At 68.7% G+C, this 15,449-nt stretch carries 13 protein-coding genes; 7 read left to right on the top strand and 6 right to left on the bottom strand.

Features of this window, described 5'->3' with window-relative positions; all coding sequences use genetic code 11:
* Nucleotides 1-102: 102 nt before the first annotated feature.
* The 4 genes from dnaG to J2S75_RS11230 form a co-directional block, all read right to left on the bottom strand.
* Nucleotides 103-2,043, bottom strand: coding sequence for a DNA primase (dnaG, locus tag J2S75_RS11245; RefSeq protein WP_307019943.1), 1,941 nt, complete (start codon nucleotides 2,041-2,043; stop codon nucleotides 103-105).
* A 107-nt stretch (nucleotides 2,044-2,150) separates the two neighbouring features.
* Nucleotides 2,151-2,459, bottom strand: coding sequence for an AzlD family protein (locus J2S75_RS11240; protein WP_307019942.1), 309 nt, complete (start codon nucleotides 2,457-2,459; stop codon nucleotides 2,151-2,153).
* Nucleotides 2,456-3,178: an AzlC family ABC transporter permease gene (locus J2S75_RS11235; RefSeq protein ID WP_307019941.1), complete on the bottom strand. Its 723-nt coding sequence runs from the start codon at nucleotides 3,176-3,178 to the stop codon at nucleotides 2,456-2,458. The genes J2S75_RS11240 and J2S75_RS11235 overlap by 4 nt, the downstream gene beginning before the upstream one ends.
* A gap of 41 nt (nucleotides 3,179-3,219) precedes the next feature.
* Nucleotides 3,220-3,675, bottom strand: a complete 456-nt coding sequence (locus J2S75_RS11230) for a GatB/YqeY domain-containing protein (RefSeq protein ID WP_307019940.1) — start codon at nucleotides 3,673-3,675, stop codon at nucleotides 3,220-3,222.
* A 253-nt stretch (nucleotides 3,676-3,928) separates the two neighbouring features.
* Here J2S75_RS11230 and carA point away from each other — a divergent pair, with 253 nt between their 5' ends.
* The 7 genes from carA (at nucleotide 3,929) to J2S75_RS11195 (ending at nucleotide 13,783) form a co-directional block, all read left to right on the top strand.
* On the top strand, nucleotides 3,929-5,131 hold the full coding sequence (gene carA / locus J2S75_RS11225) for a glutamine-hydrolyzing carbamoyl-phosphate synthase small subunit (RefSeq protein WP_307019938.1): 1,203 nt from the start codon (nucleotides 3,929-3,931) through the stop codon (nucleotides 5,129-5,131).
* A 179-nt stretch (nucleotides 5,132-5,310) separates the two neighbouring features.
* Entirely contained in the window at nucleotides 5,311-6,525 is a 1,215-nt protein-coding gene (locus tag J2S75_RS11220) for a putative DNA modification/repair radical SAM protein (protein ID WP_307019937.1), read from the top strand.
* Nucleotides 6,522-8,003, top strand: a complete 1,482-nt coding sequence (locus J2S75_RS11215) for a UdgX family uracil-DNA binding protein (protein ID WP_307019936.1) — start codon at nucleotides 6,522-6,524, stop codon at nucleotides 8,001-8,003. Before J2S75_RS11220 ends, J2S75_RS11215 begins: the two co-directional genes overlap by 4 nt.
* A gap of 55 nt (nucleotides 8,004-8,058) precedes the next feature.
* The gene (locus tag J2S75_RS11210) at nucleotides 8,059-8,556 is read left to right on the top strand and encodes a cupin (RefSeq protein ID WP_307019935.1); all 498 of its coding nucleotides are present in this window, start codon (nucleotides 8,059-8,061) and stop codon (nucleotides 8,554-8,556) included.
* 192 nt (nucleotides 8,557-8,748) lie between these two features.
* Entirely contained in the window at nucleotides 8,749-12,069 is a 3,321-nt protein-coding gene (carB, locus tag J2S75_RS11205) for a carbamoyl-phosphate synthase large subunit (protein WP_307019933.1), read from the top strand.
* A gap of 146 nt (nucleotides 12,070-12,215) precedes the next feature.
* Nucleotides 12,216-12,689, top strand: a complete 474-nt coding sequence (greA, locus tag J2S75_RS11200; RefSeq protein ID WP_244375831.1) for a transcription elongation factor GreA — start codon at nucleotides 12,216-12,218, stop codon at nucleotides 12,687-12,689.
* Nucleotides 12,690-12,706: 17 nt separating this feature from the next.
* Nucleotides 12,707-13,783, top strand: coding sequence for a glycosyltransferase family 4 protein (locus tag J2S75_RS11195; RefSeq protein WP_307019932.1), 1,077 nt, complete (start codon nucleotides 12,707-12,709; stop codon nucleotides 13,781-13,783).
* On the opposite strand, the gene J2S75_RS11190 is transcribed toward J2S75_RS11195, so the two are convergent.
* Both J2S75_RS11190 and J2S75_RS11185 read right to left on the bottom strand, forming a co-directional pair.
* On the bottom strand, nucleotides 13,756-14,814 hold the full coding sequence (locus J2S75_RS11190; RefSeq protein WP_307019931.1) for an ELM1/GtrOC1 family putative glycosyltransferase: 1,059 nt from the start codon (nucleotides 14,812-14,814) through the stop codon (nucleotides 13,756-13,758). The genes J2S75_RS11195 and J2S75_RS11190 overlap by 28 nt on opposite strands.
* Nucleotides 14,811-15,449 carry a methyltransferase domain-containing protein gene (locus J2S75_RS11185; RefSeq protein WP_307019930.1) on the bottom strand — a complete coding sequence of 213 codons (639 nt, stop codon included), beginning with the start codon at nucleotides 15,447-15,449 and terminating at the stop codon, nucleotides 14,811-14,813. Before J2S75_RS11185 ends, J2S75_RS11190 begins: the two co-directional genes overlap by 4 nt.

The raw sequence follows: 15,449 nt of genomic DNA, 5'->3' as shown, positions 1-15,449 counted from the left end.
TCGTTCAACCCGGCGCCCCGCGCAGTGGCAGGCGAGAGACGCAAACAGGGCTACGCGCACCACGCGCCCGAAAGACGCGCGGGCGAGCAGCCCGAAGGGACCTTACATCGACCGCCCCGGTCGACCCGACGCGGCGCCGAACCCCTCTACCAAAGCTTCGGTTCCGTCAAGTGCCGCGAGCTGACTTTGTACGTCGAGAAAGCGCGCCCAATTCATCTCCGTGGGCTCTTCCGCCAGGCGTTTCTCGGCTTCTTTCAGTTCCTTAGATAGGGCATGGCCGCGCCGGTGCAAGACCAGCCGCTGATGCCACCACAACTCCACATCGCTGCGGCCGGCATCGGAAAAGGCCGGCCAGTCGTGCCGGGCCACCGCCATGCGCCCCAGCCGTTCGACCAGCGGCGCCAGCCCCTGCGCTTCGAGCCGCGCGGTGAGCCGTTCGGGCGCTTCGGTATCGCCGTCCATATGCGCGTCGAGCAAGGCACGGCGCAGTTCCGCCGCCTCCTTGTTCTGCAGCGAAAGCCCGGCAAGCTCCTCCGCATATTGGTCGATCAGCCAGGAATGGTTGATGAGTGCGAACAGCAGCAGCGCCTCGTTGCGCGGCATTTCCGCCGCGGCCCCGCGCACCAGCGCCGAGCGGCGCATGGCTTCGCCCGCCGGTCTGCCCGCCCCGCCGCGACCGTTGCCCGGCCGGCGCGCGCCCTTGGCTCCCGCACGCCCGGAATAGCCGGAATAGTCATTGGCCGAGCGCCGCCCGCCCTCCCCGCCCCCCGAGGACGGGGCGAACAGCCGGCGGAAGCGCTCCATCAGCTCGGCGCGGTAATGCTTGCGCACGGTTTCGTCGCCGATCACTTTCACGATGTCGCCGATCCGCGCCTCCAGCGCCGCCCGGCGCTCCGGCGTGTCGACGCTCACACCCTCGATCTCGCGCGCCCACAGCACGTCCGCGAGCGGGCGGGCCTGCGCCAGCACTGCGTCCACCGCCTCGCGCCCGCCAGCACGCACCAGATCGTCCGGGTCCTGCCCCTCGGGCAGCAGGCCGAAGGAGAGGCTCATGCCGGGCTTGAGGTGCGGCAAAGCGAGGTCCATCGCCCGGAAGGCGGCGCGCCGCCCGGCCTTGTCGCCGTCGAATAGCAGCACCGGCTCGGGCGCCATCTTCCACAACAGCGCCAGCTGCTCCTCGGTCAGCGCCGTGCCGAGGGGGGCCACCGCCCCGGCAAAGCCGGCCTCGACCAGGGCGATCACGTCGACATAGCCTTCCGCCGCAATGACTGCAGCGCCGTTATGCGCCGCCGTGCGCGCGTTGAAGGCGTTGTAGAGCAGCGCCCCCTTGTGGAAGAGCGGGGTTTCCGGCGAGTTGAGGTACTTCGCCGGCACGTCCTTTTCCAGCGCCCGCCCGCCAAAAGCGACGACGCGCCCGCGCAGATCGGTGATGGGGAACATCACCCGGTCGCGGAAGCGGTCATAGGGAATGGCGATGTCCTCGGCCGAAATCAGCAGCCCGGCCTCGACCATATCTTCCACGGGAACGCCGCGCCCGCCCAGCGCCTCTTTCAGCGCGAAGCGGTCCGGCGGGGCGTAGCCAATGCGGAAGCGCTTCTGCACCGCCGGGCCGAGACCGCGATCGGCGAGATAGCCGCGCCCCTTGGCGCCGGTGCGGCCCTGCAGCGTCGCCTCAAAATACTGCGCGGCGAGTTCCATCACCTCATGCAGCGTCTTGCGCCGGCTCTCGCGCTTTTCCTCCTCGCGCGACTGCACCGGCATCGGCACGCCGGCCATGGAGGCGAGCCGCTCCACCGCCTCCGGAAAGGGCAGGCCCTCGACCTCCATCAGGAAGTCGAAATGGTCGCCATGCTTGCCGGAGGAGAAGCAGTGATAGAAGCCCTTCTGGTCGTTGACATAGAAGGAGGGCGTCTTCTCGGGGTTGAACGGCGACAGGCCGCGCCATTCCCGCCCCTGCTTCTTCAGCTGCACGCGCTTGCCCACCACCTCCGACACCGGGAGGCGGGCTCGTATCTCGTCGAGGAACGAGGGCGGGTAGCGCATGGAGGCGTGAACTCAACCGTTAGGGCGGCCGGAAAGCCTAGCAGGAGCAGCGGGCACTGCGGCAAGAACCGTGCCCATGGGCGGCGCCGTCCCCGCTGTCCCCAGCCTCAGCTCGCTCCCATATAGGCGCGCCACAGCGCCGCCGCGAGGATGCCGAGCGCGATCGCCGGCAGCGCCTGGCGCAAAACCAGCCGGGCGAGGATGGCGACGCCGACCGCGACATAGCCCTCCGGCCCGCCGCGCACCGTCGCCGGCACCACCAGCGCCACCAGCACCGCGCCGGCGAGATAGCGCAGGAAATTCTCGGTGCGGGCCGACATCGGCACGAAGCCGACGAGGAAGATGCCGCCCGCCCGCGTCGCATAGGTGACGAGCGCCATGGCGAAGACGACGAGCAGCGCCTGCGAGGTGCTCATGACCGCCTCAGCTCGTCGCGGATGAGGCCGGCGAGCCCGCCTGCCAGCCCGCCCACCATCACATGCCAGTTCGGCGGCAGGAACCACACTGCGCCCATGGCGGCGGCGCCCGCCACCAGCCAGGGCAGATCGTCCACCCGGCCCCGCCGCAGCCCCACCAGCGTGGTGGCGAAGAACGCCACCAGCACCAGATCGAGCGCGTAGGTCTTCACATCGTCCAGGGTGAGCCCGCCGGCGACGGCGCCGATAATGGTCGCCGCCACCCAGGTCACCCACATCAGCAGGCCGCCGCCGACGAGATAGCCGAGGTCCCGCTCGCCCTTGCGCTCGGCGGCGATCAGCGCCGCCCAGTTGAGATCGCTGAGCAGCGTCATCGCGCCATAGACCTTCCACGGCGAAAGCCCCCGGCACAGCGCCCGCAGCGAGGCGCCGAGCAGGATGTGGCGGGCATTGATGGCAAAGGTCGCCACCAGCAGCGGCAGCCACGGCACCGGGCTGGTCCACAGGTCCAGCACGGCGAACTGCGCCGCCCCGGCAAAGACGGCCATGCTCATCAGCGCAGCGATCCAGCCTTCCAGCCCGACGCCGCGCGCGGCAATGCCGAAGGCGATGCCGAACACGAAGACCGGCGGCAGCACGGCGACGATCGCCCGTGCCCCGCGCCCGCATCCCGCAAGGGTCAGCGTGGCCGGCACGGGCGAAGGGGAGGCTGAAGACATGGCACCAACGCGCGCGAGGGGAAGCCGGCCGGGAGGCCGGCTCAGGCGGTGAGCAGCGCCTTCACCGTGCTGCTCGCCTTGCCGAAATCCATCACCCCGGTGTGGCGCTCCTTCAGCGCCGCCATGGTGCGGCCCATATCCTTGAGGCCATGGGCGCCGATCTCGGCGATGACGGCGGCGATGGCGGCCTGCGCCTCGGCCTCGGTCATCTGCACCGGCAGGAAGGACTGGATGATCACGGTCTCCTCACGCTCCTGCGTGGCGAGGTCGACGCGCCCGGCCTCCTCATAGACCTTCGCCGATTCCTCGCGCTGCTTGATCATCTTGGTCAGCAGCCCGAGCACTTCCTCATCGGAGAGCGGGTCCTTGCCATGGCCGCGCGCCTCGATGTCGCGGTCCTTGATCGCGGCATTGACGAGGCGCAGCGTGCCGAGGCGGCGCTTGTCCTGGGCCTTCATGGCCTCTTTCAGCGAGGTGTTGATGTCGTCGCGCAGCACGTCGGCCAGCCTTCCTGAAATCCGCGAGTCGGCATCTGCGCCCGATTCGGGACCGCATGCCGCACGCGCCAATGGATGTTTCACCCGCGGGGTTTCAGCCCCCTCCGGCGGTTGCCGCCCCTCCGCGACGGGCGCCGCGCGCCGGAACCGGGCGCAGCCATCCGCAATTCGTGGGCCAGATACGCAGCCTGGAGACTGGCATCCGGCGCGGCAACGGACTAATTAGGGCACACGATGACAGGGAACAAGATCAATGAACGGTAGCGCTGAACAGCACTCCGGCGATGACGTGTGGGCCGAACCGGTCGCGACCGCCGTCCTCGTCCTGGCCGATGGCACGGTCCTCGAAGGCTTCGGCCTCGGCGCCACGGGGCACGCGGTGGGCGAAGTTTGCTTCAACACCGCCATGACCGGCTATCAGGAAGTGCTGACCGATCCGTCCTATGCCGGGCAGATCATCACCTTCACCTTCCCCCATATCGGCAATGTCGGCACCAATGAGGAAGACGTGGAAACCGTCTCCATGGCCGGCGCCTCCGGTGTGCGCGGCGTGGTGCTGCATTCCGCCATCACCGATCCGTCGAACTACCGCGCCACCCGGCATTTCGACGCCTGGCTGAAGGCGCGCGGCATCATCGCCATCTCCGGCATCGACACCCGGGCGCTGACCGCGCTGATCCGCGACGGCGGCATGCCGAACGCGGTGATCGCCCATGCGCCGAACGGCCAGTTCGACCTCGCCGCGCTGAAGGCGGAAGCCGCCGCCTGGCCGGGGCTGGAGGGCATGGACCTGGTGCCGATGGTGACCACCGCCCAGCGCTTCACCTGGGACGAGACCACCTGGAGCTGGCCGCAGGGCTATGGCCAGCAGACCGCCCCGGCGCACCATGTCGTCGCCGTCGATTACGGCATCAAGCGCAACATTCTGCGCCTGCTCGCCCGCGCCGGCTGCAAGGTGACGGTGGTGCCCGCCACCGCCACGGCGGAGGAGATCCTGGCGCTGCAGCCCGATGGCGTGTTCCTCTCCAACGGCCCCGGCGACCCGGCGGCGACGGGGGAATATGCGGTGCCGGTCATCCGCGAGATCATCGATCGCGGCGTGCCGACCTTCGGCATCTGCCTCGGGCACCAGATGATCGGCCTCGCCGTCGGCGGGCGCACGGTGAAGATGCACCAAGGGCATCATGGCGCCAACCACCCGGTCAAGGACATGACCACGGGCAAGGTCGAAATCACCTCGATGAATCACGGCTTCGCGGTCGACCGCGACAGCCTGCCGGCCAGCGCCACCGAAACCCATGTCTCGCTGTTCGACGGCTCCAATGCCGGCATCGCGCTGACCGACAAGCCGGTGTTCTCGGTGCAGTACCACCCGGAAGCCAGCCCCGGCCCGCAGGACAGCCACTATCTGTTCGACCGCTTCGTCGAGCTGATCGCCAAGAACAAGGCGGCGTGACGCGCCGCCTGCGCCGACCCTCGCCGGCCGCCGCGCCGGCGAGGGTCATGGCGCGGGCATGGGCCTCGCCCGCATCAGGAATGCGCCGCTGTTCACCAACGGCGGAACAGGCGACGGTATTTTTGGCGGGTTGATACGATCAAACCGAGAACATACAGTGAACGTGGGAGGAATTCCACGTGGATGACACTCTGAGGACCAAGCTCGGCATTCTCGCCGACGCCGCCAAATATGATGCCTCCTGCGCCTCTTCCGGCGCGCGCGGCCGCAAGGCGGAGAAGGACGGCATCGGCTCGACCACCGGTATGGGCATCTGCCATTCCTACACGCCGGACGGGCGCTGCGTGTCGCTGCTGAAAATCCTCCTGACCAATTACTGCCTGTTCGACTGCGCCTATTGCATCAACCGGCGCTCCTCCAATGTGCGGCGGGCGCGGTTCAGCGTCGAGGAAGTGGTGGCGATCACGCTGGGCTTCTACAAGCGCAACTACATCGAGGGACTGTTCCTCTCTTCCGGCATCATCCGCTCGCCCGACTACACGATGGAGCAGATGATGCTCGTCGCCCGGCGGCTGCGGCAGGAGCATGGTTTCGCCGGCTATATCCATCTCAAGGCCATTCCCGAGGCCAGCCCCTGGCTGGTGGAGCAGGCCGGGCTGTGGGCGGACCGGCTTTCGGTAAATGTCGAGCTCGCCTCCGATATCAGCCTGAAGGCGCTGGCGCCGGAAAAGGACGCCCCAAGCATCAAGGCGACGATGGGCCAGATGCAGGAGCGCATCACCGAGGCGCGCGCGGAAAAGCGCCGCTTCGCCCCCGCCGGCCAGAGCACGCAGATGATCGTCGGCGCCGATTCCACCACCGATGCGGCGGTGCTGGAGACCAGCGCCGGTCTCTATGGCGGCTATGGTCTGAAGCGCGTCTACTACTCCGCCTTCAGTCCCATTCCCGAGGCGAGCCGCGTGCTGCCGGTGAAGGCCGCGCCACTGCGCCGCGAGCACCGGCTCTACCAGGCGGACTGGCTGCTGCGATTCTATGGCTTCTCCGTCGACGAGATCGCCGCTGGCGGCACGGGCGGCATGCTCGATCTCGACATCGACCCCAAGCTCGCCTGGGGGCTGAAGCACCGCGAGCAGTTTCCGGTCGATGTGAACGCCGCCGACCGCGAGGCGCTGCTGCGCGTTCCCGGCCTGGGCGCCCGCGCGGTGGAGCGCATCCTGCGCGCCCGGCGCCAGACAAGGCTGACGCTCGACGACATCGCCCGCCTCAGCACCGGGGTGAAGCGGGCGCGCGCCTTCCTTATCACCGCCGACAATCACCCACTCAAACTCACCGACCGTGCCGATCTGCGCGCCCGTCTCGCCCCGCCGGCACGCCAGCTGGAGCTGTTCGCGTGAGCGTGGCGGCGGCGCGCGGCACGCCGGGCGACATCCGCGAGGTGGCGCTGCGCTACGGCACCGACCGCGCGGGTTTCCGCACCGCCGTGCGGGCGCTGGTGGCGGCAGAGGTGCCGCCGGCGCGCGTGGTCTGGCGGATGGCCGGCCCGGACGAGCCGGCTATGGAGGGCGGCAACGCCGACCTGTTCGGCAGCCCCGGGCCGGGGATCGCGTCCGGCGAGGCGCCGGCCCTCGCGCTGCCGCGCGCGGTCGCGGCGCTGGCCGATCTCGTGCTCTGCCACAGCGATCCCGCGCGCTTCGCCCTGCTCTACACGCTGATCTGGCGCGTGACGCGGGGCGAGCGGCAACTGGCCGACAATCCGGCCGACCCGCTGGTGCATCGTCTCGGGCGCATGGCGAAGGCGGTGCGCCGTGACATCCACAAGATGCACGCTTTCGTGCGCTTCAAGGCGCTGGGCACGGTGAACGGGCGCGAGCGCTACCTCGCCTGGTTCGAGCCGGAGCATTTCATCCTGGAAGCCGCCGCGCCGTTTTTCCGCACCCGCTTCCCCGCCATGGACTGGGTGATTCTCACCCCGCACGGGACGGTGGGCTGGAAGGACCACATTCTCGCCTTCGGCCCGCCCGCAAGCCGGCCCACCTTGCCGGAAGGCGACGGCTTCGAGGAAGGCTGGCTCGCCTATTACGCCAGCGCCTTCAACCCGGCTCGCGCCAACCCGTCGATGATGAGGACCGAGATGCCTAGGAAATACTGGCCGAATCTCCCCGAGGCCCGCCTCATCCCCGCGCTGCTCGAACAGGCCCCCGCCCGCGTCGCCGAGATGCTGGCCCGCGAGGCCGCCGCGCCGCGCAAGCGCGACCCGCAAAAGGCGGTGGCGGCGATGGCGCAGCAGGCACCAAGCAGCCTTGAGGCATTGAACGCCCTCATCGCCGCCTCGCCCGCCTTCGTCGCCGGCGGCACCCGTGCCGTGCTGGGCGAAGGGCCGCTCCACCCGCGGCTCGCCTTGGTGGGCGAGCAGCCGGGCGACCAGGAGGATGAAGAGGGACGCCCCTTTGTCGGCCCGGCCGGGCAATTGCTGATGAAGGCTATGGCCGAGGCCGGGCTGAGCCGCGAGGCGGTCTATCTCACCAATGCGGTCAAGCACTTCAAATTCGTGCCACGCGGCACGCGCCGCCTGCACCAGAAGCCGACCGCCAGCGAGGTGAAACATTATCGCTGGTGGCTGGAAAAGGAGCTGGATTTCGTCCGCCCTCGCCTCGTCGTCGCGCTCGGCGGCACGGCGGCGCTGGCGCTGACCGGCAAGGCACTGGCGGTGACGCGCGAACGCGGCCCACGCCAATTGGGCGCGCATGCGGGCTATCTCACCGTCCACCCCTCCTATCTGCTGCGGCTGCCGGAGGAGAGCGCCCGCAACGCGGCCTATGCCGCCTTCGTCGGCGATCTCGCGGCGGCGAAGGCGCTGGCGGAAGCGGCGTGAGCGGGGAACCGGGTCGCCCGGGCGGCGGTTGAATCTGGCCAGACCGGAGATCGCCATGACCGTTCCCGAAGCCCGCCTGTTCCCGCCGTCCGGCGGCGTGCCGAACAACCCGACACTTCCGGTCCTGATCTACCGCGCCGCCCTGCCTGCCAATGCCGACGACATCGAGCGGCGCCTCACGGAAAATGGCTGGGACTGCCGCTGGCGGGACGGCGTGTTCGATTTCCATCACTTCCACTCTACCGCGCATGAAGCGCTGGCGCTGGCCCGCGGCTCGGCGCGTCTTCTCATTGGTGGCGACGGCGGGGCGGAACTGGAACTGGCAGCCGGCGATGTGCTGGTGCTGCCCGCCGGCACCGGCCATAAACGGATGTCCGCCAGCCCCGATCTTGTCATCGTCGGCGCCTACCCGCCCGGGCAGGATTACGCGATCGAAAAGCCCGACGCCGCTTCGCTCGGCCGCGCGCGCGAGGCCATCGCGCGGGTGCCCCTGCCGGTCAGTGATCCGGCCGAGGGGGCCCAGGGCGCGCTCACCCGTCTGTGGAAGGGATGAGCGCTGCGCGCGGCGCGCAGGGCTACCTCCCGACTCAACTCTTCCCCCCCGAGGGAATCTGGTTTAAGGGAAGCCCCCAATTGCGGGGCGTGACCTCGCCCAGAAAGTTCAATCCGGGTCCGCCCAAGGACGCGTCGCACAACGCGTCCTTTTTCGTGCGCCCGGACCAATGCGCGAGCCGCACGGGATCCGATGCCGAAACGCACAGATATCTCCACCATCCTCATCATCGGCGCCGGCCCTATCGTTATCGGGCAGGCCTGCGAGTTCGATTATTCCGGCACCCAGGCGTGCAAGACGCTGAAGGCCGAGGGCTATCGCGTCGTGCTGGTCAACTCCAATCCGGCGACGATCATGACGGACCCGGACCTGGCCGACGCCACCTATATCGAGCCGATCACCCCGGAGATCGTCGCCAAGATCATCGCCAAGGAACGCCACGCGATCCCCGGCGGTTTCGCCCTGCTGCCCACCATGGGCGGCCAGACCGCGCTCAACTGCGCGCTGTCGCTGCGCAAGATGGGCGTGCTCGACGAATATGATGTCGAGATGATCGGCGCCACTGCCGAGGCCATCGACAAGGCCGAGGATCGCGAGCTGTTCCGCGACGCGATGACCAAGATCGGCCTCGACACGCCGCGCTCGCGCCAGATCAAGACCCTGCCTCAGGCGCTGGAAGCGCTGGAAGAGGTCGGCTTGCCGGCCATCATCCGCCCCTCCTTCACCATGGGCGGGCTAGGCGGCGGCATCGCCTACAACAAGTCGGAATATATCGAGATCATCGAGCGCGGCATCGACGCCTCCCCCACCAATGAAGTGCTGGTGGAAGAGAGCGTGCTGGGCTGGAAGGAGTATGAGATGGAGGTCGTCCGCGACAAGGCGGACAACTGCATCATCGTCTGCTCCATCGAGAATATCGACCCGATGGGCGTCCATACCGGCGATTCCATCACCGTCGCCCCGGCGCTGACGCTGACCGACAAGGAATATCAGCGCATGCGCGACGCCTCGCTCGCCGTGCTGCGCGAGATCGGCGTCGAGACCGGCGGCTCGAACGTGCAGTTCGCCATCGACCCGGAAACGGGCCGGATGATCGTCATCGAGATGAATCCGCGCGTCTCGCGCTCCTCGGCGCTCGCCTCCAAGGCGACGGGCTTCCCCATCGCCAAGGTCGCGGCGCGTCTTGCCGTCGGCTACACGCTGGACGAGATCGCCAACGACATCACCGGCGGCGCCACCCCGGCCTCGTTCGAGCCGACCATCGACTATGTCGTCACCAAGATCCCGCGCTTCGCCTTCGAGAAGTTCCCCGGCGCCGAGCCGACTCTGACCACCTCGATGAAGTCGGTGGGCGAGGCGATGGCGATCGGCCGCACCTTCCAGGAATCGCTGCAGAAGGCGCTGCGCTCGCTGGAGACCGGCCTCACCGGCCTCGACGAAATCGAGATCGAGGGCCTCGGCCTCGGCGACGACAAGAATGCGGTGCGCGCCGCGCTCGGCACCCCGACCCCGGACCGGCTGCTGAAGGTGGCGCAGGCCATGCGCCTCGGCCTCGACGACGCCGCCATCCATGCCGGCTGCAAGATCGACCCGTGGTTCCTCGAACAGATCCGCGAGATCGTCGACACGGAAGCCAAGGTGCGGGCGCACGGCCTGCCGAAGACGGCAGGCGCCTTCCGCCGGCTGAAGGCCATGGGCTTCTCGGATTCGCGCCTCGCCGGTCTCGCCCGCCTCACCGAGGCGGAAGTCGCCGCCCGCCGCCGCGCGCTCGATGTGCGCCCGGTCTATAAGCGCATCGACACCTGCGCCGCCGAGTTCGCCGCCCCCACCGCCTATATGTACTCGTCCTACGAGATGCCCTTCGCCGGCGTCCCGGCCGATGAGTCACGGCCCTCGAACGGCAAAAAGGTCGCCATTCTCGGCGGCGGGCCGAACCGCATCGGTCAGGGCATCGAGTTCGACTATTGCTGCTGCCACGCCGCCTTCGCGCTGAAGGATGCGGGCTATGAGACCATCATGGTCAACTGCAACCCGGAGACCGTGTCGACCGACTACGACACCTCCGACCGGCTCTATTTCGAGCCGCTGACCGCGGAAGACGTGATCGAGATCCTGGAGCGCGAGCGCTCCGCCGGCACGCTGCACGGCGTCATCGTGCAGTTCGGCGGCCAGACCCCGCTCAAGCTCGCCCGCGCGCTGGAAGAGGCGGAAATCCCGATTCTGGGCACCTCGCCGGACGCGATCGACCTCGCCGAGGACCGCGACCGCTTCAAGAGCCTGCTGGACAAGCTGAAGCTGCGCCAGCCTGCGAACGGCATCGCCTATTCCGTGGAGCAGGCCAGGCTGGTGACGGCCGAGCTCGGCTATCCCCTTGTCGTTCGCCCCTCCTATGTGCTGGGCGGGCGCGCCATGCAGATCATCCACGAGGAAAGCCAGCTCGGCGACTACCTCCTGGAGACGCTGCCGGGGCTGGTGCCGAACGACATCAAGGCGCGCTACCCCAACGACAAGACCGGGCAGATCAACACGCTGCTGGGCAAGAACCCGCTGCTGTTCGACCGCTACCTCTCCGACGCCATTGAGGTGGATGTCGACTGCCTGGCCGATGGCCGCGACACCTTCATCTGCGGCATCATGGAGCATATCGAGGAAGCCGGCATCCATTCCGGCGACTCGGCCTGCTCGCTGCCGCCCTATTCGCTCAGCCCGGAGATGATCGCCGAGCTGGAGGCGCAGACCCGCAAAATGGCGCTGGCGCTGGAAGTCGGCGGCCTGATGAACGTTCAGTACGCCATCAAGGACGGCAAGATCTTCGTGCTGGAGGTCAACCCGCGCGCCTCGCGCACCGTGCCTTTCGTCGCCAAGGTGGTGGGCCAGCCGATCGCCAAGATCGCGGCCCGCGTCATGGCCGGCGAGGCGCTTGCCTCCTTCGGGCTCACGCCCTTCGCCGGCGACCATGTGGCGGTGAAGGAGGCGGTGTTCCCCTTCGCCCGCTTCCCCGGCGTCGACACGGTGCTCGGCCCGGAAATGCGCTCCACCGGCGAGGTGATGGGGCTCGACCGCTCCTTCGCCGTCGCCTTCGCCAAGAGCCAGCTCGGCGGCGGCACCAAGGTGCCGACCTCGGGCACGGTGTTCATCTCCGTGCGCGAGGCCGACAAGGCGCGCATTCTGGATACGGCGCGGCTTCTTGTCTCGCTCGGCTTCAAGGTGATCGCCACCTCGGGCACCCAGCGCTTCCTGGCGGAAAACGGCGTGCCCAGCACCAAGATCAACAAGGTGCTGGAAGGACGGCCGCATATCGTCGATTCCATCAAGAATGGCGAGGTGCAGCTCGTCTTCAACACGACCGAGGGCGCGCAGGCGCTCGCGGACTCGCGTTCGCTGCGCCGCGCGGCCCTCTTGCATAAAGTGCCGTACTACACCACGCTATCGGGAGCGATCGCGGCGGCGCGCGGAATCAAGGCCTATATTGGCGGCGATCTGGAAGTGCGCGCCCTGCAGGACTACTTCTAACCCGGACCGGGCCCGACGGCGCCTCACGGCGCCTCGGGTTCACGGAAGACCGGACCAAGCCCGCGCGGGCGTTTCGTTGAGGCAGATGGCCCCGATGGAACACCCGCGGGGGCTTCCTTTGCTTTTGGGAGGTCAAGAACAGACCAATGGACAAGATTCCGATGACCGCCGGCGGCCATGCCGCACTGGAAGACGAACTCAAGCGCCGCCAGCAGGTGGATCGTCCCCGCATCATCGAGGCGATCTCGGAAGCGCGCGCCCATGGCGACCTGTCCGAGAATGCGGAGTACCACGCCGCCAAGGAGCAGCAGGCGCTCAATGAGGGCCGCATCGCCGAGCTCGAGGACAAGCTGTCGCGCGCCGAGATCATCGATGTCGCCAAGCTCACCGGCGACACCGTGATGTTCGGCGCCACCGTCAAGCTCATTGACGAGGACACCGAGGAAGAGCGCGTGTGGCAGATCGTCGGCGACATGGAAGCCGATGCCAAGGCCGGCCGCATCTCCATTTCCTCGCCCATGGCCCGTGCGCTGATCGGCAAGAAGCTCGGCTCGTCGGTGGAAGTGGTGACGCCCAAGGGCGCCCGCTCCTACGAGATCGCCGCCGTCCGCTTCGCCTGATCGCGGCAAGGCCTGACATGACGGAGAAGGCGGCGATCGAACCGGCCCGGCTCGAAGTCGTGGCGCCGAATTTCAAGCGCCGCCTCTCCGGTGTCACCTCCACCCTTGAGCGCGTCCTGCCCTACCAGGCGCGCGAGGTCGGCATCGCCGCCTTCGGTCCGGGCCTCGCGGCGCATGTGCCGCGCATCGGCCTCGGCATGTTCCGCCACTTCTGGGGCCGGCCGGCGCGCCGGCCCTGCCGCATCTGGCACGCCCGCCGCAATGTCGAAATGCTCGGCGGCGTGGTGCTGCGCGATGTGCTGCGGATGCGGCTGGCGCTGGTCTTCACCTCCGCCTCGCAGCGCCGGCACACGCGCTGGAGCCGCTTCCTCATCGCCCGCATGGACGCGGTGATATCGACCTCCGCCAAGACCGCCGACTATCTCAAGCGCGCCTCGACCGTCATCCACCACGGCATCGACATGGGCAGTTTCGCCCCCGCGCCCGACAAGCCAGCGGCGCGGCGCGCCGTGGGCCTGCCCGAGAACCTCAATATGATCGGCTGCTTCGGCCGCATCCGCGCGCAGAAGGGCACCGACGTGTTCGTCGATGCGCTGATCCGCGTGCTGCCCGACCATCCCGGCTGGGGCGGCGTGGTGCTGGGGCGGGCGACGGGGGCGCATACCGCCTTCTTCGCCGAGCAGCGCGCCAAGGTGGAAAAGGCCGGCCTCACGGACCGCATCCTCTTCCCCGGCGAGGTCGCCACCTCGGACATTGCCCGCTGGTACCGGGCGCTCGACCTCTATGTCGCGCCCCAGCGCTGGGAGGGTTTTGGCGTCACCCCGCTGGAGGCGATGGCCTGCGCCGTGCCGGTCGTCGCCACCCGCGTCGGCGCCTTCGAGGAACTGGTGGTCGAGGGCCACACCGGCGCCATCATCCCGCCCGGCGATGTCCCGGCCATGGCCGAGGCGGTGGCGGCCTTCGTGCAGCGGGACGAGACCGCCCGCGCGGCGATGGCCGAAGCCTCCCGCCGCCATGTCGTCGACAACCACTCGATCGAGACCGAGGCGCGGCGGATCAACGCCGTCTATGAAGACGTGTGGTCGCGGTTCTGAGCCAGCCCGAGCACCGGAGCGATGAGAGCGGCGATCGCGCCGCGCACATCCAGCGTCGGCGGCTCCAGCGTGACCAGGGTGCGGGCGAACTGGTCCGCATTCACCGTGCCGAGCGGCAGGATGGCGAGGCTCGGCGCGAAGGACGGCGCGGCCCAGCTCTTGGCCGCCCAGGCGGAAATCGCCTCGCTGGCATAGCCGTCATGCACCTTGGCCGAGCGCAGGCCGATCACCGGCCGCTGCGCCGTGAGCCCTTCCACCAGCATGCTCATCGAATCTTCCGTGACCGCCACCGCATCGGCGCCGAACAGCGCCCGCACCGAGCCCGGCCCGGCGGTGCGGTAGTCGATGAACTCGGCGAGCACGCCCTCCCCCGCCAGCGCCGCGAGGCGCGCCCCGACCTCGTCCGGCGTGCGGCGCGAGGTGGTGACCCGCCAGCGCACGCCATATTCGCGCGCCACGTCGCGCACCAGCCGCAGCAGCGCGTCCCACTCACCCGCCGGCCATTCCTTGCGATAGGCGGTGCCGCCGACCAGCAGCGCGATGTCGGCGCCCTTCAGGTCGGCAAGCGTCGAAAGCCGGCGCGGGGCGGGATAGTCGGCGGGATCGACGATGGAGGGGATCGGCGCCCAAGCCGAACGCGGATTGCCGGCGGCGCGCGGCGAGGCGACGATCATCAGGCTGACCTCGCGCGTGTCGTAGCCGCCGATGCCGCCGGAATAGACGAAGGGCACGCCGCCGAAGAACCGGCTCAGCAGAATGCCGGCGGCGATGGTCGGCCGGCCGGAACCGACGATGACATCCGGCTTCTCCAGGGTCGACGCCTCGATGGCATACATGGAGCGCAGCCATCTGCCGGCGTCGCGGCCATAGCGGCGCATGATGAATTTGCGCACATCATCATGGGCGAACCATGTCGGGCGGATGTCGAGCCGCGTCACCTCCGTCGGGGCCAGCCGTTCGATGGCCAGCGCGACACCTTCCGCCTGGTTGAAATGCCCCGGCTTCTTGTCGCGCAGGACCAGCAGCTTCACCGGGCGCCCCCGCGCGGCTTGGTGCCGAACAGCTTGCGATGCGCGGTGCGGGTCAGCTTCTGCGTGCGGTAGATCACCCGCTCGCGCGCCCGCACGGCAAGGCCGGTGAGCCCCCTCACCTCGCCGTCCCAGGTCTTGAAGGCGATACGGGCGCGGCGGTGGATCGGCATTTCGCGGATGGTGGGGAAATGCGGCTTCAGCCGCGCCAGCCACCACGCCGCACCGTGCTGCGAGACATGGGCGTTGCGCCCGTCGGAAAGCAGCATCTTGGCCGGGCCGGTGTCGATGACGAACAGGGCCTGCGTCGCGGTCGCGGCGATGGAGGCCAGCACCGCGTCGATTTCCTCGTCCGGTATGTGCTCCATCACATCGACATTGACCGCCAGTTCCACCCGCTTGTTGGGCAGGGTGGATATGGCGGGAATGGCGGGGTCATAGCGGTGGATCTCGCCAATCCCCGCCTTGGCGGCGATGAGATAGGCGAGGTTGCTCTGCCCGCAGCCGAAATCGATCAGCGAGGCGGGCTTCAGCGCCATGATGTGCGGCAGCATGTCCGCCAGCGCATGCCGCGCCGTGGCGCCGTAGCGGTGGCGGGCATGGAGCTTCGCATATTCGTCGACGAGGCTGTGTGCCAT

The organism is Ancylobacter polymorphus, from assembly GCF_030813495.1.
GTDB lineage: Bacteria > Pseudomonadota > Alphaproteobacteria > Rhizobiales > Xanthobacteraceae > Ancylobacter > Ancylobacter polymorphus.
The sequence above is the reverse complement of the archived record's forward strand: the minus strand, read 5'-3'. Positions and strand labels throughout refer to the sequence as shown.